Raw genomic sequence first — 22,549 nt, 5'->3', positions numbered from 1 at the left:
CGGGGTGCGCAGCGGCTGGTCTGGGGGCGCACGCCGGGGGTGCGCACCGGCTGACCTCGGGGGCGCCCCGCCCGGCCTGGGCAGGGCGCATGCCCGGAGCGTTCAGGAGCCGTCGTCGACCTCGAGGTACGGAATCTTGGCCGGGTCCTGGCCGAAAGCGGCCCCCAGGTAGACGGCCGACAGTTTGGCGAGGGTCCCGTCGTCGATCAGCTGCCTGATGATCCGGTCCAGCTCCTCCCTGTTGGACGACCCCTTCGGGTACAGGGCGCCGTAGCCCTGGTCGGTCCTGTACTGGCCCACCAGGCTCACCCTGCTTTCCTCCTGCTGGGGATACGCGAGCAGAATCGTCGTGTCGTGGACGACCGCGTCGATCCGCCTCTCCTCCAGCGCCGTGATCATCTCCGGGTCGTTCGCGAAGGCGGTGACGGGCTTGGTCGGCTTGAGGCGGTTCTCGACGAACTCCTCGCCCGTGGTGCCCTCGGCCACTCCGATGCGGACGTCACGGATGTTGTTCTCGTCGATCCTCTCGCCGTCCCTGATCAGCACTCCCAGGGTCGAGGAGAGGTAGGGCGGGGAGAAGTCGGCGACCCTGCTCCGTTCCGGGGTGATCGTGATCTGCGCCAGGGCAAGGTCGAAGTCCTTGGTCCGGCCGGACACGACGTCCGGGAAGGGGGCGTTCTCCACCTTCACCCGGTCGAGTCCGGACCGGTAGGCGATGTTGGCGGCCATGCAGTACTCGTAGCCGCTCCTGACGGACTCCGGCGTTTCCCCGTTCCACCAGCCGGGAGCGGGCAGGGTCGTCTTGACCGTGAGGGCGCCCGCCGTGTCGGGCGACAGGTGGAACTCCCCGTAGCGCCCCGAGACCGTGCAGTCGCCGTATTCGGTGTTCTGCGACTCCGACCCGCCCTGGTCACAAGCCGATGTCGCGACGATGAGCGCCACGCTGACAGCCAGAGAGACGATCGCTGCCGCGGCGCGCATCATTGCACCTCCGGTAGGGGCGTACTCCTTGAGTCACCATAAATCACCACGAACCAAACGACTGCCGGAGCCACGGTGAGGACGCCCGGGCGCGTGATCGGCCCGGGCGGGTTTCCGGTGGGGTGCCCCGGGGCTCGGGTTTCTGGTGCCGGGATCGCTCCGGTGACGGACAACACTCCCCCCACGCCTCCGCGGCTACCGCTGACCCTGTTCCGGACGCGGGCGACCGCACGGGTCGCGTCCGAGGGGGCCGGGTCAGCCCGCGTCCATGGGCCGCTCAGGCTTCTGCTTGGTCAATCGGCGGTTGACCAGGGAGTTCAGGGCACAAGGGGGAGGCAGGGCGTGGGAGGACGACCGTCTGGCGCAAGGCGGCAGAGGAGTGCGGGGTGTTGACCTGGCAGGGCGGGGCCCGCTCGGCGAACGGGCAGGCGGTCTTTCCCGGCGTCACGGGCAGCGGCAGCACAATGGCCGCCGCTGCCCGTGAAGACCGTGACCACGGCACCGGTGTGACCAGGCACGGGCGTGAGCCGTCACGCGGGCGAGCGCTGCCCGTCGTCCCCGGCGGCAGCCGTTCTCATCGGCGCCGCCCCGTCCGCGCCGCCCGGGTGGTGAGTTCCTCGTAGGCGGGGGCGTCGCCGGATCGCACCCGCTCCCAGGCACGGGCGAACAGCTCGGGGACCGGGAGTATCGGAACGGTGCGCAGGCGGTCGTGGACCGGGTAGAGGCCCTCCTTCCAGGTCTCGACCGGCAGCGCGGCACCCTTCAGGTCGCGCCAGCCGCACGGCAGGAAGAGGGTGCGGCCGGCGCGCGCCCGTTTGGCCTCGACGACGAGGGCGGTCGCGGCCAGTTCGGCGCGGGCCTTCTTCAGACGGGCGGGCCTCCAGCCGGTCCAGCGGGCGCAGTTGCGGTCCGTGGGGTCGGGCAGGGCCAGCAGCTGGAGGTAGAGCGCCGCCGCGTCCTCGCCGAGGCCGTGGACCGAGGAGACCTCGGCGACCAGCGCAGGCGAGGCGACCATGGGGTTCTGGGCGTACCCGGCGGGCCCCTCGGGGTCGGTGCCTGCCGCGAGGGCCCTGGCGAGGTCGTCGTCCAGGATCGTGCGCAGCGCGCGCAGTCCGGCGCCCCGGAGCGGGCCGGCCAGCCCGTCCAGCAGCGCGAGGACCGCGTCGTCGGGGCCGGTGAGCCCGGCCGGCCGTACCAGCGTGGTCTCGCTGTCGCGGTGCCATGGCCGCAGCACGATCGCCTCCCCGACGCGGGTGAGTCCGTGCGGGTCGCCGCCTCCGGTGGCCGGGAGGCCGTGGGCCTTGCGGATCTCGGCGGCGGTCGGGCTGCCCTGCTGCGTCCACTCGACGTCCACGTCGAGCAGCAGCTCCGGGTCGGCGAGGCGACGGCGCAGCGCGGCGAGTGCCTCGGGCAGGGCGGCGCGCAGCGGGTGCCCGTACGGCAGGGCGTAGGCGAGCGAGGTCAGGGAGGTGACGGCCGTCACCAGGTCGCCTCTGCCGGGGAGGGCCTTGGGGTCCTCCGGGACGAGGTTGCCGTCCTTGTCCGGCCGCAGGACCGTCGTCCGGCTGATCCAGGGAGTGCGCCCCGGGTTGAGCACGGCCGCGGCGGCGGTGCAGGGCAGCCCGGCGAGGTCGGCCGAGACGTCCTCGGGCAGCCGTACGACGGTGCCCAGCCGTTCGGCCCACACCCGGCCCACCGCGTCGGTGTCCGGCCCGGTCGTCCACAGCTCGGCGGGGTCGGCGGGCAGCAGGGCCCCGAGCAGCTCGGTGCGGTCCGTGGCGGACAGGGAGCCCAGCATGCCGTTGGCCTGGTCCATCTGCCGTGGCTTCAGGCCCATGAGGGCGAGCGCGTCGCTGTCGCGGTCGTGCGGCCGGGCGGCGAGCAGCACGGTGGCCTGGAGCGGCCCCAGCCCGCCGCGCGTCGCCGAGGCCAACGCGTCGACCGCTTCGGGCCGCCACGGTGCGGCTCCCTTGTCCCGGACCAGCCGGGCGACGGCGGCGAGCCCGTCGGCGGGGAACACGGACGAATGCCGGGTCTCCTCCTCCAGGGTGAAGCGCGCGATCGCGCCGAACGTCCCGGTGGGGTCGTGGTCCAGGGCGAGCCAGGTCACCTGGCCGCGGGCATTGTCGATGCGCTGGCAGCCGAGGACGACGACGGTACGGCCGTCGCGGCGCAGCACCTGGCCCACGCGCTGCTGCTTCTCCGCCGGCTCGGCCAGGACGATCACGCGCACTGTCTCTCCGGCCCCGGCGAGCGGTCCCTCGGCCAGGGCCTCGAACAGCAGGAGCAGCGCCTCACGTTCGTCGTCGGGCACGGCCGGCGAGGCCGCGCGGTAGGCGAGCGGCCGCAGTGCGCCCAGCAGCGACGTCCAGATCGTCCCGATGGCGGGGACGGTGAGCTCGTCGCTGGTCCAGCCGTCGCCGAGCGGCGCCGGGCGTCCCTGTCCGGCGGGCAGCGGCATGCCCTCCGCGGGGTGCCCGGACAGGACGTGGTTGACCGCCCGGACCTGGCGGAGCACGGTCCACCGGTTCAGGTTGCCCCATCCGCCCCGCAGATGCGCGATGCCGGAGGTGGCCTGGTTCAGCGTCCGGTCGTCACCGTGTTCGGGGCTGTAGTCGGCGAACATGCCCTCGGTGCGGCGCTTGACCGGCGCGTGCTGTACGGGAGGCGCCGCGAGAGCGGCGGCGGCCTCGGTCAGCCGCAGTGCCGAGCGGACCAGACAGGAGATGCCGATGAGCAGCCGCTCGTCGGTGACTTCGGGCAGCGTCGTGGCCACGGCCCGCCGGACGAACCCGTCGGCGCTCGGGAGGGCGCCGCGGGTGGCCGCGTCGGCCGTGGCGAGCAGCGCACGGCACTCCTCCAGGGCCGCGGCTGCGGCGCGCAGCAGCTCGGCGGCCCGCTCGTCGCCGAGGGCGCGCAGCACCGCCGACGCCCGCTCGTCGCGGGGGCGCAGGGCGTGCCAGAAGGGGATCGGCGGTACGTAGCGGGTGCCGCCGGCGAAGTCGCTGCCCCGGTCGCCCAGTGTCACCTGGCCGAGCAGGCCGTCCTCGGAGGTGTCGTCGGCCGCGAAGAGGGCGACGTGCCCGCCGAGGAGCGCGGCGACGGGCTCGGCGCCGCCGGGCAGCCGCAGGTTCCCGAGCGGTATGGCGTGGGTGCCGCGCGTGGTGACGGTGCGGCCGTCCGGCGCGCCGGCTGTCTTCAGCGTCTCGTCGCCGTCGTTCCCGGTGCGCACCCAGCGTCCGAGGACGGTGCCGTCGGTGCCGAACGGGCTTTGTTCGAGGCCGGGTTGCAGCGGCAGGACCTCGCACACCGCGTGATGCAGCGACGCCTTCTCGCTGAGGCCCGACGCCAGGAACGCGGGCAGCGAGGCACGGCCGTGGGTACCGGTCGCCGGGTCGTACTCCATCCACACCTGCTGCTGGCCCTGCCTGCCCTGGCGCCACAGGCTGGTGCCGTCGCCGATCACCGGGCGGCTCGGCGGCAGCACGGTGTCCCCGGAGTGCAGGGCGCGGCCGCCGGTGGCCCGGCCGCCGCCGGGCAGCGGGATCGAGGGCAGGCCGACGTGCTGGCCGTAGCCGAGCCGCTCGCCGCCGAGGGGGAACACGTCCGAGGGGCGGGCGGACCAGTATCCGAACTGCTTGCCGTCGTGCTGCCACATGACGAGCAGGTTCCCGTCGGTGTAGCGGAACTGGGGGCGGCTCCAGCGGTCCGGTTGCACGGGCAGGCGCAGGTCGTGTTCGAGCAGCACCTTCTCCGGGCCGACGACGAACGCCTTGTTGCCCCGCGACACGATCAGTGCCGGCCAGGCCTCGGTGACCGACAACTGGTTGCGCTGGTCATCGGAGCGGGGCTCGTCGCCGAGCAGCCGCAGTGCCTCGTCGAGGGCGGGCCAGCCCAGCTCGTCCATGACGCCCGCGCGCAGGGTGCGGCCGAGCAGCGGTGCGATCTCGTGGCCGGCGACCCGGGCGACGGCGTCGGCGTTCACCTGGTAGGCGACCGCTCGGAAGGCCCGCAGCCGGTCCAGGGCCGCGCGGGCCCCGGGCAGTCCCTTCGCACGGGTGAACTGTCCGGCCGCGTCGGTGAGCCACTCCCGCAGAATCCCGCCCAGCACCGGGTGCGCGGCGAGCGCCGCCAGCACCTCGGGCGAGGCCCGGTTGCCGCCCAGGGCGCCGATCGCGTCGTAGAGCAGGCGCCGCAGCCGCGGGTCGGCTGCGGCGGCCTTCAGGTCGCGGCGGCCGGGCCGGTTCTCGCGCAGCCAGCGGTCGAGCCCCAGGTGGACGGAGGTGTGCGGGTCGGGGACCGACAGGGCGATGCCCTGTGCCGCGCACAGGTCCAGCAGGTCGAGGTCGGCACCCGCGTGCCAGCGGCCGGTGAAGAGGTCGACCGCCCGGCCGTCCTCGCGCAGGCGCGGCGCCATCCGCTCGACGAGCGCGAGGGTGGCCTCGGAGCAGGCGGAGAACGTGCCGCCGTGCTTGCGGTGTCTGGCCCAGCGGCCGAGCCACTCCACGGCGTCGACCGACTCGGCCGCTTCGCCGTCCTCGCCGGTCAGCAGGCGGTCCGCGCCTGTCTCCGCCAGCAGCGCGAGCCAGAAGTCGTCGTCCTGGACCGTGCGGCCCAGACCGCTCGGCGTGATCTCCAGCAGCCGCGTCCGCGTGGACGGCTGCCGCTCGGTGAGGGCGGCGAGCGTGGCCCGGTAGGTGTTCCAGAAGGAGGCGGGAGCGCGCACCGCGGCCGGAGAGGCGATCAGGTCGGCGACCAGGGAGCACTCCTCGGTGACCCGGGACAGTCCCGCCGCCTTGATCAGGCTCCGGGCGTCCTGCGGCAGCGAGGCGTACGGCGGCATGCCGGCCGCGCAGCGCTCCACCGTCAGCTGCCGGTACTGCGCCCACGCCGCGGCCGGGTCGAGCCGGCGGGCGAGGTCCCTCACATGCTCCTTGAGGGCCTTGACCGTCAGCGCCCCCGCGAACGCGAACTCCAGGAACACCGCCCGCTGCCGGTCCTCGTCGACGGCGAGCGCGTGCACCCGCTCGGCCTCGCGCGCCTTGCCGAAGAAGGCCGAGGCGTACGTCGTGTTGTCGTGCTGGAGGAAGATCCGCGCCGCCTGCTCGTAGAAGGTCGGCAGGAAGTGCGGGACGGCGCGCCCGAGCCGCGCGCCGAGGGCCTCGAAGCTCTCCTTGGCGGCGCCGGGCCGGGACTTGGCCTGGCGGGCGAGCCGTTCGACGTCCTTGACGAGGGCCAGCGCGTGATGGCCGTTGGCCGGGTCGTTGACCAGCGCCCAGGCGGGAAAGCCCAGGGCCTCCCGGCGCACCTGGCCCACCTCAGGGGCCTCCGGATCGCGGGCGAGACCGAGGAACTCCAGGGCGAGGTCCTCCGCCTCGCCGAGAGTGCCCGGCACGAGCCGCACGACACGCCGGTCGCCGAGGGCGGTGTGGGTGTACGCGCGGACGGTGAGGGCGTCGGCGTCCTCGCGGGCGGTCGTGGCCGGCGGCAGGATCGCCCCCGCGTCCAGCAGCGCGGCCGCGGTGGTCTCGTCGTACAGGCTCACGCGGCCTTCTCCTCGTCCTCGATGTCGCGTCCGGCGTAGAGCGCGGCCGCCATGCGCATGCCCTCCGACCAGACCACCGGCCCGACCTGACCGAGCCTCAGCGCCCGTCCCGAACCGTCCGCGAAGGTCAGCGGGCCGGTCTCGGTCTCCAGGTAGTTCTCGTAGTCGCCGATCCAGACCCGGGCCTCGACCGCGCGGCCGTCCTCGCGCAGGGAGCAGACGGCGTCGCCGCCCCGGACGCGGTAACCGAGCTGGGTGGCCCTGGCGTGCAGGAAGCGCAGCTCCTTGAACACCCCGCCCGCGTACTCCTCGACGGCGTGGGCCTCCGCCTCGAGACCGCCGGGCCGGTGCCACACCCCGCGTGTGAGCTGCTGGGCGCTCTGCTCCAGGCCGAGTTCGACGGCGAACTCCCGCAGGTCCTCCAGGTCGTCCAGGAGCACCGGGTGCGGGATACGGACCAGGTCGGGGCCGATGCGCACGGTGTCGCCGTCGAGGTCGATGAGCCCCAGCCCGCGGTCGAGGTCGGCGTCACGGAGGAATCCGGCGACCCCGCCGTCGGGTCCGGTGACGACGAGGTCGCGCAGCGCGCTCTGCCAGGCCGGATCGGGCCACACCCGTGCGATGACGGCGAGGGGAACCGGGAGCGACTGCACCATCCACCGCTCCACGTCGGCCAGGCACTGCCGCTCGTGCCGCTCCAGCCATTCGGCGAGCTGGCGCAGTCCCACCACGGCGGGATCGTCGGCGAGCTTGGCCGGTACGGACTTCAGCCGCCGCCCCGCCGCATTGCGGCAGATCACCTTCCCCGCGTCCAGCGCCACCTCGTAGTCGCCGGCCGTCACCCACCCCACACGTGCCTCCCCGCACTTCACTGATCAAGTGACGGGAACTCTAGGACAGGCCACTGACAACGCCGCCGACGGCCTCGTACGGCCGGTCGGCGCGGGGCGTCGAAGGCCGGTCCGCGTGGGGACGTCGAGCGGCCGGTCCGCGCAGGGCGTCGAGCGGCTGATCGCGGCCGGTGCGGAGGGCAGCCCTGGTGGGGCGCGCACTGCGGCTGCGCGGCGGCACGGCCGACCGATCATCACTGCGCCCCCGCCGCCGAGACACCGGGCCGAGGCCCCGTTCGCGGCATTCGGCTGTGCCTCCCGGGTCCGTCCGGCAAGATGCCGTTCGTGGGGAGATCACGGGTGGGATTGGATGACCGGGTCGAGTACGAGCCGACGTTCGACACCGAGTTGAAGGCCGCAGCAGGCGAGAGAGACGCGACACGGGTGCCTCTGAGCCGCGGCTCGCGCCGGGCCTTCGGCGGCCACGCACCCGCCGGGGAGGTCAGATGACCCGCAGCCACGGCGTGCCGTTCGACGCGGACGGGCACGGAGATCCGATCGCCGTGATCCTCACGGCCCTGCCTGTGGAGTACGAGGCCGTACGGGCTCATCTCACCGACCTCGAGAGCCTCGTGCATCCCTCCGGCACCCGGGCCGAGCGCGGGCGGCTCGCCGGGACCTCCTGGTACGTCGCCCTCGCCGAGATCGGCCGGGGCACGCTGGCCGCCGCCGCCCTCACCGAGCGCTTCCACGACTGGCTGCGCCCGCGGGCCCTGCTCTTCGTCGGCGTCGCAGGTGGGCTCAAGAAGGACATCAAGGTCGGGGACGTCGTGGTCGCCACCAAGGTGTACGGCATCCACGGCGGCAAACAGACCCCGGAGGGCTTCCTCGTACGCCCCGAAACCTGGCGCACCTCCCACCGCCTCGAACAGGCAGCCCGCCACGCCCTGCGCGGCAGAGCCCACTTCGAGCCCGTCGCCGTGGGAGACGTCGTCCTCGCCGACGCCGCCTCCGCGATCGCCCGCCACCTCCACGAGCACTACAACGACGCCGTCGCCATCGAGATGGAGGCCACCGGCGTCGCACAGGCCGCCCAGCTCACCCGCGACCTGGAGGCTCTGGTCATCCGCGGGATCAGCGACAAGGCCGATGCCCACAAACACGAACTCGACGCGGAGGGCTCCCAGTCCAGAGCCGCCAGCAGCGCGGCCGACGCCGCGATGACCCTCGTGCGGCAACTGGACAAGGACCGTGCTGCGGCGCAGACACGGCAGGACCCGGAGTTCGACACCGCGCGTCAGTCGTACTTTCGCCGGCTGAGACGGAAGTACGAGGAGGTCGCGGTCCTGGCCTCGCAGAGCGATCCGGTCCGTCCGCCGCTCCGGCTGAGTGACGTGTTCGTCCCGCCGACGGTTCGAAGGGAGCCGTGGGCGGTGGAACGGACTGCGGTGGAGCCGCCGGACGGTCAGAGGGGGAACGCGCCGGCCGCGGGCGAAGCCGGAGGGGACCGCCGGCCCGGGGGCGGCGACGACGTGTCGCAGGACCGCGTCCGGCAGGCGTACCGTGACCGCCCCGCCCGCCCGGTCCTTCAGGTGCTCGCCGAGGAGTCCGCCCAGCGGATCGTGCTGCTCGGCGACCCGGGCGCGGGCAAGTCGACGCTCGCCCGGTACCTCGCGCTCGCCCTCGCGGAGGCGACGGACGGCGACTCCGTCCTCGCCCCGCTCGCCGGATCGCTGCCCCTGCTGGTCGAGCTGCGCGCGTACGCCGACTCGCGATGGCGCACGAGCAGCCTCTTCGATCTCGTCGAGCACCGGTACCACACCGACGTACGAGGCCGGCCGCGCGACCTGCTCGAGGGTTATCTGCGGTCCGGGGGCCGCGCGGTGGTGCTGTTCGACGGGCTCGACGAGGTGTTCGACCCACGACTGCGTGAGCAACTCGCCGATGAGATCGCCGAATTCGCGGAGCGCCATCCGAGTGCCCGCGTCGTGGTGACGTCCCGGGTGATCGGGTACCGGCGGCAGGAACTCGAACGGGCGGGCTTCCGCACGTACCGGCTTCAAGCCCTGGACCGGGCACAGATCGACACGTTCGTGACTCGCTGGTACCGGCTGGCCTGTCCGCACCAGCCCGCCGAGGCAGCCCGCCTGCGCGAGCGACTGCTGGCGGCCGTCGACGACTCGCCGTCGGTAGGCGAACTGGCCGGCAACCCGCTGATGCTCACCATGCTGGCCCAGCGAGGGGAGCAGCGGGACCTGCCACGCGACCGGCGCGGAGTCTACGAGCAAGCCGTGAGCACCTTCATCGCACAGTGGGATCCGCGCCGCTACCAACGCGACGAACAGACGGCCGAGGACGCGGGCCGCCTCAACGAGTCCGAACGGCTGGAGCTGTTGCGCCGCGTGGCCCGTCGCATGCGGGGCGGCTCGGCCGGGGCGGCCGCAAGCCTCCTTTCCTACCAGGATCTGACAGAGGAACTCGCCGACTACCTGCACGAGCATCCCAGGCTCCCGCGTGAACGCTCCATGGCGCTCGCCCGCGCGATGGCCGACGAGTTCCGCGCGCGCAACAGCATCCTCAGCCACTTCGGCGACGAGACGTACGGCTTCGTCCACCGCACCCTGCTCGAGTACCTCGCCGCGGCGGACATCCAGCACCAGGTCACCGTCGAAGGCAGCCTGAGCGAGCACGCCCTCGTTCACCAGGAGTACGGCGAGAACTGGGCCGACCCCGCCAAGCACGAGACCCTGGTCCTCGTAGCGGGAATGGTCGAACCGCGCCTCGCCGGCCGGATCGTCGACCACCTCCTCGCGGCCGATCCGCTGTGGTTCGTCCAGCGGCCCGGTTCGTCGAGCGAGACACCGCACCACATCGTGCTCGCCGCCCGGTGCCTCGGCGAGGTCCGTGACCCCGGCCGGCTGCCCGACCAGTGTTCCGCCGTCGTCGACGCGGTCATCGCGCTGATCGAGCACATGGTCGAGCAACGGGCCCACCCCGGCTCCCCGGTCACCCGGGCGGTCGTGGAGACCCTCCCCCCGGTGCTCGGACGCCTCGCCACGCGTAACACCAGCATCCGCAGGCGCTACCACGACTGGTACCTGGCGCACGGCCAGTTCCTGAGCGTGACGCGTGAGGGGGAGAACTTCGCCTGGTCCGAGGTACCTCCGGCCGCTCGAGTCGGAGCTGCTCTGTTGCGCGACGACAGCGCCTTCCGCGAAAGCCTTGTCAGTCAGGCGGTCTTCGGATCCACGCCCGCCCGTCAGGAGGAGGCGGTGCGCGCGCTCATACAGGAATGGCCCAAGGATCCTGAGGTCGCCGGACTGCTCCGCGAACTCGCCGAGACGAACCCCGACGGGAACATCAGACACGGCTCGCTTCGGCTGCTCGCCATGACATGTCGTCAGGATCGTTCTTTTCTCGACTGGTTGCTGACATGCCTCGCCGACGACGACGCCTACTTACGGCGTGGCGCGCTGGCCGCGCTCGCCGACGGCTGGCGCGACGAACCCGAGACGTTCTCCGTGGTACGCCGGTCGGCAACCGATGACCGGGACGCCCAGGTCCGCCGCACCGCGGTGCAATGCGTCGCGACCTGCTGGCCGGGAGACCCTGACGCAGCGGCCGTGGTACGCGAGCGCGCGGCCCGCGATCCGGACCCGTACCTGCGGACCATCGTGTTCGACATTCTCGTCGACGGCTGGCCCGACGATCCGCGGACCACGGCACTGCTGCGTTCGATCGCCGCCGACACCGGTGGCATGACATGGGTCCAGGAGGCAGCCAAGCAGGCGCTCACCCGCGCCGAGACCCGCCGGGTCGGCCCTCCCGCCGTCCGCTCGGCACTCCCATCGCCCTCGGATGATCCGCGACATGCCGAGCTGAAGCACCTCGTCGTCGACCGGCGCGCCGATGCCAAGACCCCCATGTTGCTGCGCGAGCGGGCCGAGACCCACCCCGACGACAGGGTCCGTGTCGCCGCGCTGCGGGCGCTGGCCGCCGGCTGGCACACCGACCGACACACCCTGCCGTGGCTGTGCGAGCTGGCCGCTTCCGGCGCGAGCGAGCCGGTACGACACGCCGCGCTGCGGGCCGTCGGCTCGGTCTGGCCCGGCCATCCCGACGCAGCGGCACTGCTGCGCGCCGTCGCCACCGGCGAGGGCGAGTCGCACGCCCGTGAGACGGCCGTCCTCGCCCTCGCCGCCGGATGGCGTGACGCCCCGGGGACCGAGTCCTTCCTTCGAGAGCTTGCGGTCGCCGAGACCCCCGCGGACGTACGGGCGACGACGGTACGGACGCTCGGGGCCTGCTGGCGCGACCACTACGACACCGTCGCGCTGTTGCACGACGTGGCCCGGCGCGACCCCGAACCCTACGTCCGGTGGGCAGCCGTCCAGGCCCTCGTCACAGGCCGGCGCACCCCGCAGACCGCAGCCCTGCTGCGGCGCATCGCCGACAACGACCCCGACGAGCAACTGCGCTCGGGCGCCGTACACCACCTGGCGGCAGGCTGGCGCGACGATCCGGAGACCGGCGCGCTGCTCCGGCGAATCGTCACCGGAGGCGTCGGCAGCCGCGTCCGGCGCACGGCGATCCAGGCACTCGCAGGCGGCTGGCGCGACGACCCCCTCACCGGGGCACTGCTGCGCGAGCGGGCCGCCGACGACTCCGACTGGTCCGTACAGCGGGCGGCCGTGGACGCACTCGCCGAACGCTGGCCGCACGATCCGGAGATCCAGGAGCTCGCGGAAGCCTTCGCCGCGGACGACGACTGGTAGGTGGTCGGAAGGGTGTCGGTGTCGCTGTTGCACTACTGCCCGGCGAGGCGGGAGGCGCTCAGTGCTCCAGATCGGCACGCATGGCGACGAAGAGTTCTCCCGCGTCGGCGAGGGTGCTGTTCTCGAAGAGTGCGACGGCTGCCGTGCCCTCGTCGGCCCAGCCGCAGATGACGTTGCCGTCCTCACTGAGCGAGGCGAGCAGGCATTCCACCGAGCCGCCGAGCGGCCCCGGCTCCACCGGCTCCGCCTGCGGGTTGCCCAGTTCCGGGTCCCACCGGATGTACTCGAGCATGCCCCGGAACAGGTGCTCTCGGCGCTTGTTGGTGTCCTCGGGCACGTGGTCGACACCCTCGAACAGCACCGGCGCGTCCTGACTGCCGGCGGCACGGTAGTTGCCGACGACCAGCGTCATCCCGTCGCGCATCTCGCCCGGGTCCACCGGAACGTCCGTCACGGCTTCGCTGCCCGTCAGCTTGTCCAGACCGCCCGCTGTCGGCGCGTCCACCAGGGTGCGGGGGCCGCTGGGCTCCGGCTTGGGGTTCGGCGACGCCGGTTCCGAGGCGTCTCCGCTCGGAGAGGTGGCTCCGCTGGGAGAGGCGGCGGGGAGGGCCACGTCCTCCGTCCGGCAGCCACCGACCGTCAGGATCGTCAGCGCCACGACGGCCGTCAGACCCGCTCTTCTTGCGGATGCACGCTTCATGGGATTCCCTGTTGCTCGACTCACGGTGTCCATCGCCGCTCCGAGCGGCAACCATCGTCAGTGACGACCGATTCAGCCACGCGGTTCCCGCCTCCCCGGCTGTGCGGCGCGACCGCCCGGCTCCGGTCCCACACGGATCTCCGCGTGGGACCGGTTGACGGGCTGCCGACCGGGAGTGCCGTAGCCGTCGGGTCAGAAGATGCGCTGGCCGGGGGTGAGGATGCCGTCGGGGTCGTAGCGGTGGCGTGCCGTACGGAACTCGTCCCAGAAGGAGCCGAAGTGGTGGACCCAGTCGTCCTGGGTGAGCGGCACCGACCCGATCGGGTACCAGCGGCCGCCGGCCTCGCGGGTGGTGTCGTGCTGGTCGCGGTTCGCGGCGACCATCTCCTCGGCGGAGTCCGCGCCGGGTGATGCGGTCTTGAGGAGGGAGAAGAGGTAGACCAGGTCACCGTCCGGCATGACGGGAAGCGGCGTCCTGCACTTCGCGGTGAGCACGGGGTAGAGCAGGACGACCGCGGTCGCGCCGAGCGCGCCGGGCTTGAGGCCGGCGAGGGTCTTCGTGACGACCGCGTTCACGGTGGAGGCCGGGAGGAAGCTGTCGTACCACGGGTGGGGCCGCTGCCACTCGCCCATGCCCTTGAACGCCTCCACCGCGGGTGCGAGCCGGTTGAGGAAGTCGAAGTAGGGGACGTCCTGGGCCTCCACCGTGGCGGGTTCGAGGTCGTCGGTGAGCCGGGCGTCGTCGGCTGCGGTCCCGTCGTAGGAGGCGGCCTCGATCATGTAGGTCCAGCCGTCCGGGGTGGGAAGCGCCTGACCGACGAGGTAGTCGAACCTTCCGTCCTGCGCCAAAACGGCCTGCTGCGCGGTCATGGCCTCGACGGTCGAGTAGGTCAGGACGTAGTGCCGTACCGAGTCAGGCGCGGGGACCAGGGAGAGGGTGGCGCGGGTGATGATCCCGCACTGTCCCAGCCCGCCGAGGACGGCGCGGAAAAGGTCCGGATGTACGGTGGCCGAGCAGGTCTTGATCTCGCCTTCGCCGGTGACGACCTGAACCTCGAGCACGTTGTCGACCTGCCTGCCGTGGCGAACGATCTGTCCGCCGAGACCACCGGCCGAGAGCGTGCCGCCCACGGACAGTTCCAGGTAGTCGGTGAAGGCGGGCGGGGTGAGGCCATGGGACATGGAGGCGCGGACGAGGTCGCTCCACACGACTCCGCTCCCGACGACGGCGGTGTCCTCGTGTATCTCGATGGTGTTGAGCGAACCGAGTTCGACGACGAGTCCGGAGGGTACCTGGGCCTGTCCGTTCGTCGAGTGTCCCTGGCCCCGCCCGGCGACCTTGAGTCCGCGTTCGCGGCAGTGGCGGACCATCGCGGCGACGTCCTCGGCCGAGCCCGGTCTCAGGACCGCGGCGGGCTGTTGGTGGACCAGGCCTCCGAAGTCGGTGGCCGCCGCCTCCAGAGCGGCCTGGTCGAAGCGCAGCTCACCGTCCAGCGCGGGGACCGCGCCGAAGGGGTTGCCGACGCCGTCGGAGCTGGTCGGGTCCGGCTGGGCGGTGGGAAGTTCGGGTGTCATGGTTGCTCCAGATCGGGCTTGGATACGAAGGCTGCCCCGACGCCGTTCGAGTCGTGGCGGCGCGCGCGGTCCCGCAGGACGGGCGGCCGCTCCGGGTACCGGCACACTTCGCGCAGGGGATGCGCATTTCGGAGCACGGCAGCCTGACGTGCCGTCAGTCGCGGTGCTGCGAAGCGGACATGAGCCCCAAGCGCCTCCCGGCAGGTGTCGGAGTGACAGCCTTGACACGCTATCCGGGGCCGAGGGCTCATTGCCGCCGCTTTCGGCGGATTCCTGACAGAGGCCCGACACCTGCCGGATTGGGACGCTCCAGTTGTGGGCAGACCCCGCCCGCCTCACCTGTGGCGCCCTCGCCGTACACGGACGCGTCAAGCACGGACCCACGGCAATCCAGCCGCTGTCTCCGGCTCAGCGGGACAGCGCAGGAACCGCCGTGACAGGACGCTGGTTCGTGCCGTCCACCGCCCTCAGCGGTCAGTCCTTCACCGAAGCCCTCTTGATGGCCTCACGAATGCGGGAGTACGTGCCGCAGCGGCAGACGTTCTCGATGCGGTCGATGTCGGCGTCCGTAGGAGCAGAGGTCCGTTTCAGGAGGGCCGCCGCGGCCATGATCTGGCCCGGCTGGCAGAAGCCGCACTGGCTCACGTCGCAGTCCAGCCAGGCCTGTTGGACGGGGTGGAGGGTGTCGCCGTCGGCCAGGCCCTCGATCGTGGTGACCTCACGTTCCGCGCAGTCCGCGACCGGAACGACACATGGCTGGACCTCCGCGCCGTCGAGGTGACTGGTACAGGCGCGGCAGACTCCCACGCCGCAGCCGTACTTGGGGCCGGTGACGTTCAGCAGGTCACGCAGCACCCACAGCAGCGGCATGTCGGCGGGGGCCTCGACGGTGACCGGCTTTCCGTTGAGTACGAAGGAGTAGGAGGGCATCGGTACCTTCTCGGACGGTGAGCGGAGAGTGGGTCAGAAGTTGAGCGGGAAGCGGCGGGGCTTGGTGCCGGTGGCGCGGGCGTAGGCGTTGGCGACGGCGCCGGCGGCGGCCGGGACACCGAGTTCGCCTGCGCCGCCGGGCTCGCCCCGGGACGGCATGATGTGCGCCTCGAAGCGCAGCGGGGCGTGCCGTTGGCGGGCCCAGTGGAAGTCGGCGAAGCTGCTCTCGCGCACCGCGCCGCGGTCGATGTGCAGGCCGGCCTGGAGCACGGTGGAGATGCCGTCTACGGCGGTTCCCATCAACTGGGCCTCCAGGCCTCGCGGGTTGACGGCGGTTCCGACGTCCGCCGCCATCACCACCTTGGTCACGCGGGGGTTCTTCGGGTCGGTGGCGTCGATCTCCACCAGGCAGGCCACGCAGGAGCCGTACTCCTCGTGGACCGCCACGCCCTGGGCATGTCCGGCGGGCATGGTGCGGCCCCAGTGTCCGGCGGTCGCGACCTTGTTGAGCACGATCTTGACGGCCTTGCTTCTGAGTGTGGTCCGCCGGAAGACCACGGGGTCCTTGCCCAGTCGTGCGGCGACCTCGTCCACGACGATCTCCTCGGCGGTGCGCACCGTACCGGAGTCGACCGAGCGCCAGGCGCCCAGCGGCATCGCCAGCCCGACCGAGCCCGAATCGCCCGACAGACGGCCGAAGTTGTACAGTCCGCTGTCACTGGGCAGCGGGCCCGCCGCACGGGCGGCGGGCCCGCCCTGGGCGGCCACGCCCTCGAACGACTCGCTCACCGAGGCCGTCGCATGGGCGAAGGCGACCACCCTCCCCCGTGCGTAACTGGCCCGTATCCGGTGGTGGGAGGCGGGGCGCATGCGGCCGTGCCGGATGTCGTCGGCGCGGCTCCACATCAGCTTGACCGGGAGTTTCGCCTTCTTCGAGATCTGTGCCGCCTCGATCGCGGCGTCGTAGTCGAGCCTGCGTCCGAACGAGCCGCCGCCCCGCACCACATGGACCCGGACCTTCGACTCCGGCAGTCCGATCTCCCCGGCGATGGCGCTCCGCGCGCTCTGCGGTGTCTGCGAGGAGAACCAGATCTCGGCACGGTCGGCGCGCACGTCGGCCACCGCGGTCAGCACCTCCATCGGCGCGTGGCTGACGAAGGCGAACGCGAACTCCGCCTGGACCTGTGCCGAGCCGCTGGGCGCGGAGCCGAGCCGGGGGACGGCCGCCCGGAGCCGGGAGCGGATGGCGGCGTCGGACAGCCGTGCCAGCGGGCCGGGCGCCCAGGTGATCTTCAGCGCGTCGCGGGCCTTGAACGCGTGGTGGAAGGAGTCCGCCACCACGGCGACACCGCCCTCGATCCGGACGACCGCGCGGACGCCGGGCAGGGCGCGGGCCTCCCGGTCGTCGACCGAGACGGCCTTCCCGCCGATCGTCGGAGGCCGGGCCACGACCGTCGGCCTGGCCCCGGCCGGTGTCAGGTCTCCGGCGAACTGCGCCTTGCCGGTGACGATGTCGCGGGCGTCGATGCGGGTCGTCGGGCGCCCGATCACCCGGTGCCGGGACGGCGGCTTCGGCTTGCCCGGCACGGCCGTCCGGCGAATGCCGGCGGCGGCGGCCGTCAGGGACCCGTAGGTGGCCGTGCGGCCGTCGGGGGCGATCACCGCCGTGTTCACGGTGCGCAGGGTCCGGGCGGGCAGGTCCCATCGGCGGGCGGCGGCGGTCACCAGCCGGGCGCGGGCGACGGCGGCCAGCCGCCGGGCCGGCCCGTACAGCGAGCTGACCGAGCTGGAACCGCCGGTGAACTGGTTGCCTCTGGTCCGCGCGTCGGCGAGCGGGATGTCGACGTCGACGAGCCGGGCGTCGAGCTCCTCGGCGATCATCATGGCGACCGCGGTCGTGACGCCCTGGCCGACCTCGGCGCGCGGCAGCCGTACGACGATCCTGTTGGCCCGGGTGACCTCCAGGACCAGCCTCTCCTCGTCCTCGCCCGTCACGAGGACGTCGGACGGCCGGGCGGCGCCGTCCGCCTTCTCCTCTGCTCCCTGCGCGGACGGCGCGTCGCAGCCGAGCGGTGCGGCGATGGTCAGGGTCGTCGCCGCGAGGGAGTAGACCACGAACTTCCGGCGGGACAGCTGGCGGGCCAACGGACACTCCTCTGCGAGAACACGGCACCGGTTCTCCAGGTATGAGGTGTAGGTGCTCCCCGGGGTTCCCTGGGGGCGTCACCCACTGCCCCGAGGTTCCCTGGGCGCATCACCCACTGTCCCGGCGCACACGCACGAGCACCCGTGACGGGGGAGGGTCTCCGCGGCTGTCGGTCCCAGGACGAGCAGTTGTGCTCGGCGTGGGGATCGGCCGGCCGGATGCCGCCCGGTCCGTGAGCCGGCGACTGCACCGACGTCGAGGGCGGCGCCGAAGCGTGCAGGACAGGCCAGAGCGGGGCGTCGGGTGCGTTCGGGTCGCCGGTGTCCGCGAAGCGCGTCCAGTAGTCGACCACGCGGTCGGACAGGGCGCGCTGGGTCTCGGTCGGCGGCCGCTCGGTGGGCAAGGAGGAGAACAGGTACGGCATCTCGAAGCCGCGCGCCGCACCGAAGGGAAAGGCCGGGCCGGACGGCAGACCGGCGAGGACCGGAGCGTGCGGATCGTTGAACTCGTAGCCGTTCAGGGCAAGACCGGCAGCGTGTGCGGCCATCGTCCTTCCGGCTGCGAGTGTGGTGCAGGCGAAGGACCGGTCGGCCAGGACCGCGGCCCAGGCCAGTGCGGGCGTCGGGTGGCCCGATGCCGGGTACCGCGCCTCGACGGCCGGGGCCGAGAGCCCGAAGGCGTCCGACAGGCGGGCACGGTAGTCGCTTGCGGTGCGGATCGGGAACGCGGCGAGCGAGGGCCGCTTCCGCCCGTCAGCCTGCGGCAGGGGCGTCGGCATCGTGATGCTGGTCCCTCGTCGGCACCGTCACCGGTGGACGCGTACTGAACATGACGGCCGCTCACAAATGGCTGACAAAAGGACTGTCGCTCTCGATAGCCGATGCCGCCTGAACGAAGTCCGCCGATCAGGGGAAATTCGGCATCTCGCCAGTTGCCGTGTCATGTGGGCTTCATGACACGCCGCCAGTGTCGACGATCACACATCACGCCGTATCGGAGAACCGAAGCAAGATCATGTGTTAGACCCCTCTGAGGCTCGAAGAGGGAGGAGGGGAAGGCCGCGGATGGTCCACCTACGGGCGACGGCGAGTCCCACGAGGCGCGGACCATGACGCTCGCTCTTTATGGACCGGTGAAGACAGGAATCACCGAACTGACCGGGATGTCCCGACACGGGGCATCGAGCTTGCACGTGGAAAGGATCCTGATGGATGCATCGAATGTGCGGACGGTCGAGCAGGTCGTCGACACGGATCGCTACCCCCTGCTGGAGCCGGACAGCGACGCCTGGAAGGCCGTGGTTTCCCGCACCCGGCAGGAACTGGAGACCATTGGCTGCAGCATACTGCCGCAGTTCATCCGCCCCGCCCAGCGTGAGGCATTGCGGCGGGAAGGCGTGGAAGTCGCCCCGCGCGCGCATTACGAGGTCGAAACGGTCAACGCGTACAACATAGCCGTGGATTCCTCGCTGCCGGAGAACCATCCGGGACGCATTCCCATCCAGCGAGGCAACGCGTTCGTGGCGCGGGACCAGATTCCGCCTGACTCCATCATCCATCAGCTCTATACCAGCGAACCGTTCCAGAGCTTCGTCGCCGACTGCTTCGGGCTGCCGCGCCTTCATGAACTCGCGGATCCGCTGTCGGGGCTGTGCCTCAATGTGGTCACCCAGGGAATGGAACACCCCTGGCACTTCGACACGAACGAGTTCACGGTGAGCATGCTCACCCAGGAGTCGCAGGCCGGTGGGGTCTTCGAGTACTGCCCCAACATCAGGTCCGCCCAGGCGGAGAACTTCGACGACGTCCGGGACGTGCTGCTCGACAAGGGCGAGCGCATGATCCGCCGCCTCGCCCTTCAGCCCGGCGATCTCCAGCTCTTCAAGGGCCGCTACTCGCTTCACCGCGTCACCACCGTGCAGGGCGGGACCGCACGCCACTCGGCGATATTCGCGTACAGCGAGCGAGCCGGAGTCATCGGCAGCGTGGCGCGGACCCAGCAGCTGTTCGGCCGTGTGCTGCCCGAACATCGCGCCGCCGAGGGCCGCGCGGTCCGAGTCGACGAACTGCTGGACTAGCCGTCGACCAAACGCAGTTGACGCACCAACAGGCGGTCGCCCGCTCCGCAGAACACAGAGGAGTACGCCCCCGTGCAGTTCGACACCAGCGGTAAAGTCCTACTCGATCACATCTACACACAGCCCGACCCGAGGGCCTACTTCGGTACGCTGCGCGAACTCGGGTACGGCATCCCCCAGCTCGCCAAGCCCTACTTCCTCAAGGTCATCGACGAATACCGCGAGTCGCGGCACGTCACGACGCCCCGTGTTCTGGACATCGGATGCTCCTACGGCATCAACGCGGCTCTGCTGCGGTGCGACGTGTCCATGGACGACCTGTACGAGCGCTACTGCGACGAAGACGTCCGCATCGAGAGCCGCGACGCACTGCTGACCCGCGACCGGGAACTGGTCCGCACCCGCCGGCGGCTGAACAACGTGCGGTTCACCGGTCTCGACACCTCGCACGAAGCGCTGTCGTACGCCCTCTCGGCCGGATTCCTGGACGACGCGGTGCGAGCCGATCTGGAGACGAACGACCTCACGAAGCGCCAGCGCGAGAAGATCGCCGGGACGGATATCGTCATCTCGACGGGCTGCATGGGATACGTCACCGAGAAGACCGTCGCACGGGTCGTCGAGGCGCAGGACGGGCACAGGCCGTGGATGGCGCACTTCGTGCTGCGGATGTTCCCGTTCCACCGGGTCGAGGAGTACCTGGCCGCCTCGGGATACGAGACCGTCCGCGTCGAAGGCGTCTTCCCGCAAAGGCGGTTCGCCTCCCCGGAGGAACAGTCCCTCGTCCTCGACACACTGTCGTCCGTCGGAGTCGACCCGCAGGGTCTGGAGACCGACGGCTGGCTCTACGCGCAGCTTCACATCTCGAAGCCGCGCGGCACCGCGTAGTACACGGCGTGGCGACAGGCCGCCCGGTCCGGGAGATCCCCCGGCCCTCTGCGCGTCGCCGCACCCGACGCCCCTCCCGCACGTCCCCCGACCCCACACCACGGCACCGATAGAGGGTTTCAATGAACGGCAGTCAGGAACCGGCCACGACCACCTTCGCCCATGAGGACCATCTGCCCCGGGTGCCTCTGCCCGGGCTGGAGGAGACCTGTGAGCGATTCATCGACTGGTGTACGCCACTGCTGACCGCAGAGGAACTTGCCGCGACCGAGGCGGAGTTGACCTCGTTCCTGCGACCCGACGGTCCCGGTCGCACACTCCACGCGGCACTGGAGCAGTACAACGCCGGTGAAGGGGTGCACAGCTGGCTCGACGTCTTCTGGCCCTCCCGGTACCTGGGGCGCCGGGACCGCATCGCCCTCAACGCGAACTTCTTCTTCCTCTTCAAGGAATCCGGCGAGCGGCAGGTGGACCGGGCGGCCGGGCTCATCGCCTCGGCCGTCAACTACAAGCTGCGGCTGGACGAGGAGAGCATTCCACCGGTCGTCCAGCGGGGTCAGCCGCTGTCGATGGAGCAGAACAAGTTCCTCTTCTCCACGACGCGGATTCCCGGACGACTGCAGGACACTGTCCGAGCCCCCTACTCCGACGCCTGGCCCGGGCCGTCGCCGGCTCGCCACATCATGGTCTTCTTCCGCGGCAACATGTTCCGGATGGACGTGATGGGTCCGGACGGACGCCCGCACACCCTGGACGACCTGGTGACCGGGCTGCAGTCGGTGATGAAGGCCGGTGCGGTCCGGGCCCCCTCCGACACCTGCGCCGGACACCTCACCACAAAGGCCCGTGCGGAGTGGGCCGCCAGCAGGGAGGAACTGCTCGCCCACCACCCCGCCAACGCGGAGGCGCTCGAAGAGATCGAGTCGGCGCTGTTCTGCGTGTGCCTGGAGGACTTCGTACCCCGCAACACCCAGGACGCCTGCGACCATCTGCTCCACGGCGACAGCGGCAACCGGTGGTTCGACAAGGCGGTGTCCCTGATCGTCTTCGAGGACGGCACGGCGGGCATCAACGTGGAGCACTGCGGTCTCGACGGGACCACCATCCTCAGCTTCGTCGACGCGCTGCTGGGCACGCCGGCGGAGGAGCAGTCGCGGCAGTCCGGTGCCCTGTCCCAGGGCATGCCGGCTCTCGCGCCGGTCGAGCTGGTCCTCGACGACGGGCTGCGTGCCGACATCGGTGCCGCCGCCGAGTCCTTCGCCGCCTACGCCGCCGACACCGCGACCTCCGTCCTGTCGTTCGAGGACTTCGGCGGGAACCGGGCCAAGCAACTGCGCATCTCCCCGGACGCGTTCGTGCAGATGGCCTATCAACTCGCCCACCAGCGCGCCAAGGGGCATGTGGGCGCCACGTACGAGTCCATCGCCACGCGGCAGTACCGGCGCGGACGGACGGAGGCCATGCGCGTCGTCACTCCCGAGGTGCTGCGGTTCGTCGCCGCCATGGACGACCCCGACGCCGACGCGGCGACCCGCAGGGCGGCGTTCCGGGCCGCGGCCGTCAAGCATGTGGAGCGTGCGAAGCAGTGCCAGGCGGGGCAGGCGCCCGAGCAGCATCTGTGGGAGCTGCTGCTGATCCAGAAGCGGCGTGGTGACGAGCTCGGAGTGAACGAGCCGCCCGCGCTGTACGAGACCCCGGGCTGGCTGAAGATGCGGGACGACTATCTGAGCACCAGCTCGGCGCCGTCCACCAACATCCAGTTCTTCGGTTTCGGCTCGACCAGCAGCAAGTGCATCGGCGTCGCCTACGTGCTGCTTCCCGACCGCTTCAACCTCTACCTGAGCACCCCGCGCCCGGTGGCCCATGAGATGGCCCTGTTCGCGGACCGGCTCCGGGAAGCGGTGACCGAGCTCCAGGACCTGCTGTCCACCGAGGTGCCGGAGGACTCGGCAGCCTGACCGGCGCGCCCGTACGCCCCCGTGCCCGGCCGGGCACGGGGGCGTACGGCGTGGAGCCCGCGGCCCCGCCACCGGCAACCACGCCGCCGCAGGACCGGAGGCGGCCAAGGCCGGGGCAAGCCCTCCGTTCGTCACCGAACGTCA

12 protein-coding genes are annotated in these 22,549 nt (G+C 71.7%); 4 read left to right on the top strand and 8 right to left on the bottom strand.

Features of this window, described 5'->3' with window-relative positions; all coding sequences use genetic code 11:
* Positions 1-102 precede the first annotated feature (102 nt).
* The 3 genes from ACFYR0_RS22080 to ACFYR0_RS22070 all read right to left on the bottom strand — a co-directional run bounded on the left by ACFYR0_RS22080 (position 103) and on the right by ACFYR0_RS22070 (position 7,377).
* A complete protein-coding gene (locus ACFYR0_RS22080; RefSeq protein ID WP_389330529.1) occupies positions 103-981 on the bottom strand; it encodes an ABC transporter substrate-binding protein in 879 nt (292 codons plus the stop codon).
* 574 nt (positions 982-1,555) lie between these two features.
* Positions 1,556-6,526 (bottom strand): hypothetical protein, encoded by a 4,971-nt coding sequence (locus tag ACFYR0_RS22075; protein ID WP_389330526.1) that lies wholly within the window; start codon positions 6,524-6,526, stop codon positions 1,556-1,558.
* On the bottom strand, positions 6,523-7,377 hold the full coding sequence (locus tag ACFYR0_RS22070; RefSeq protein WP_389330523.1) for a DUF4132 domain-containing protein: 855 nt from the start codon (positions 7,375-7,377) through the stop codon (positions 6,523-6,525). The genes ACFYR0_RS22075 and ACFYR0_RS22070 overlap by 4 nt, the downstream gene beginning before the upstream one ends.
* Before the next feature lie 485 nt (positions 7,378-7,862).
* Between ACFYR0_RS22070 and ACFYR0_RS22065 the strand changes: the two genes are divergently transcribed.
* Entirely contained in the window at positions 7,863-12,131 is a 4,269-nt protein-coding gene (locus ACFYR0_RS22065; RefSeq protein ID WP_389330520.1) for a HEAT repeat domain-containing protein, read from the top strand.
* Positions 12,132-12,189: 58 nt separating this feature from the next.
* On the opposite strand, the gene ACFYR0_RS22060 is transcribed toward ACFYR0_RS22065, so the two are convergent.
* The 5 genes from ACFYR0_RS22060 to ACFYR0_RS22040 all read right to left on the bottom strand — a co-directional run bounded on the left by ACFYR0_RS22060 (position 12,190) and on the right by ACFYR0_RS22040 (position 18,260).
* Positions 12,190-12,831 (bottom strand): hypothetical protein, encoded by a 642-nt coding sequence (locus ACFYR0_RS22060; protein ID WP_389330517.1) that lies wholly within the window; start codon positions 12,829-12,831, stop codon positions 12,190-12,192.
* Positions 12,832-13,023: 192 nt separating this feature from the next.
* On the bottom strand, positions 13,024-14,406 hold the full coding sequence (locus ACFYR0_RS22055; RefSeq protein WP_389330514.1) for an FAD-binding protein: 1,383 nt from the start codon (positions 14,404-14,406) through the stop codon (positions 13,024-13,026).
* Positions 14,407-14,880: 474 nt separating this feature from the next.
* On the bottom strand, positions 14,881-15,336 hold the full coding sequence (locus tag ACFYR0_RS22050) for a (2Fe-2S)-binding protein (protein WP_389330511.1): 456 nt from the start codon (positions 15,334-15,336) through the stop codon (positions 14,881-14,883).
* Between the two features lie 33 nt (positions 15,337-15,369).
* Complete coding sequence (locus tag ACFYR0_RS22045) at positions 15,370-17,451, bottom strand: molybdopterin cofactor-binding domain-containing protein (protein WP_389330871.1); 2,082 nt, start codon at positions 17,449-17,451, stop codon at positions 15,370-15,372.
* Positions 17,421-18,260, bottom strand: coding sequence for a carboxylesterase family protein (locus ACFYR0_RS22040; protein WP_389330508.1), 840 nt, complete (start codon positions 18,258-18,260; stop codon positions 17,421-17,423). Before ACFYR0_RS22040 ends, ACFYR0_RS22045 begins: the two co-directional genes overlap by 31 nt.
* A 429-nt stretch (positions 18,261-18,689) precedes the next feature.
* Between ACFYR0_RS22040 and ACFYR0_RS22035 the strand changes: the two genes are divergently transcribed.
* The 3 genes from ACFYR0_RS22035 to ACFYR0_RS22025 all read left to right on the top strand — a co-directional run bounded on the left by ACFYR0_RS22035 (position 18,690) and on the right by ACFYR0_RS22025 (position 22,405).
* Complete coding sequence (locus tag ACFYR0_RS22035; RefSeq protein WP_389330868.1) at positions 18,690-19,559, top strand: arpA protein; 870 nt, start codon at positions 18,690-18,692, stop codon at positions 19,557-19,559.
* A gap of 72 nt (positions 19,560-19,631) precedes the next feature.
* Complete coding sequence (locus ACFYR0_RS22030; protein ID WP_389330504.1) at positions 19,632-20,447, top strand: class I SAM-dependent methyltransferase; 816 nt, start codon at positions 19,632-19,634, stop codon at positions 20,445-20,447.
* Between the two features lie 122 nt (positions 20,448-20,569).
* Complete coding sequence (locus ACFYR0_RS22025; protein ID WP_389330501.1) at positions 20,570-22,405, top strand: choline/carnitine O-acyltransferase; 1,836 nt, start codon at positions 20,570-20,572, stop codon at positions 22,403-22,405.
* Positions 22,406-22,549: the final 144 nt, after the last annotated feature.

It is taken from the genome of Streptomyces sp. NPDC005017, from assembly GCF_042873115.1.
Lineage (GTDB): Bacteria > Actinomycetota > Actinomycetes > Streptomycetales > Streptomycetaceae > Streptomyces.
This window is presented reverse-complemented; position numbering and strand designations above follow the sequence as displayed.

Bases quoted from the DNA above. Each gene is read 5' to 3' on its own strand.
- ACFYR0_RS22050 (WP_389330511.1), bottom strand. From the start codon at position 15,336: ATGCCCTCCTACTCCTTCGTACTCAACGGAAAGCCGGTCACCGTCGAG.
- ACFYR0_RS22065 (WP_389330520.1), top strand. From the start codon at position 7,863: ATGACCCGCAGCCACGGCGTGCCGTTCGACGCGGACGGGCACGGAGAT.
- ACFYR0_RS22025 (WP_389330501.1), top strand. From the start codon at position 20,570: ATGAACGGCAGTCAGGAACCGGCCACGACCACCTTCGCCCATGAGGAC.
- ACFYR0_RS22035 (WP_389330868.1), top strand. From the start codon at position 18,690: ATGGATGCATCGAATGTGCGGACGGTCGAGCAGGTCGTCGACACGGAT.
- ACFYR0_RS22040 (WP_389330508.1), bottom strand. From the start codon at position 18,260: ATGCCGACGCCCCTGCCGCAGGCTGACGGGCGGAAGCGGCCCTCGCTC.
- ACFYR0_RS22080 (WP_389330529.1), bottom strand. From the start codon at position 981: ATGCGCGCCGCGGCAGCGATCGTCTCTCTGGCTGTCAGCGTGGCGCTC.
- ACFYR0_RS22055 (WP_389330514.1), bottom strand. From the start codon at position 14,406: ATGACACCCGAACTTCCCACCGCCCAGCCGGACCCGACCAGCTCCGAC.
- ACFYR0_RS22060 (WP_389330517.1), bottom strand. From the start codon at position 12,831: ATGAAGCGTGCATCCGCAAGAAGAGCGGGTCTGACGGCCGTCGTGGCG.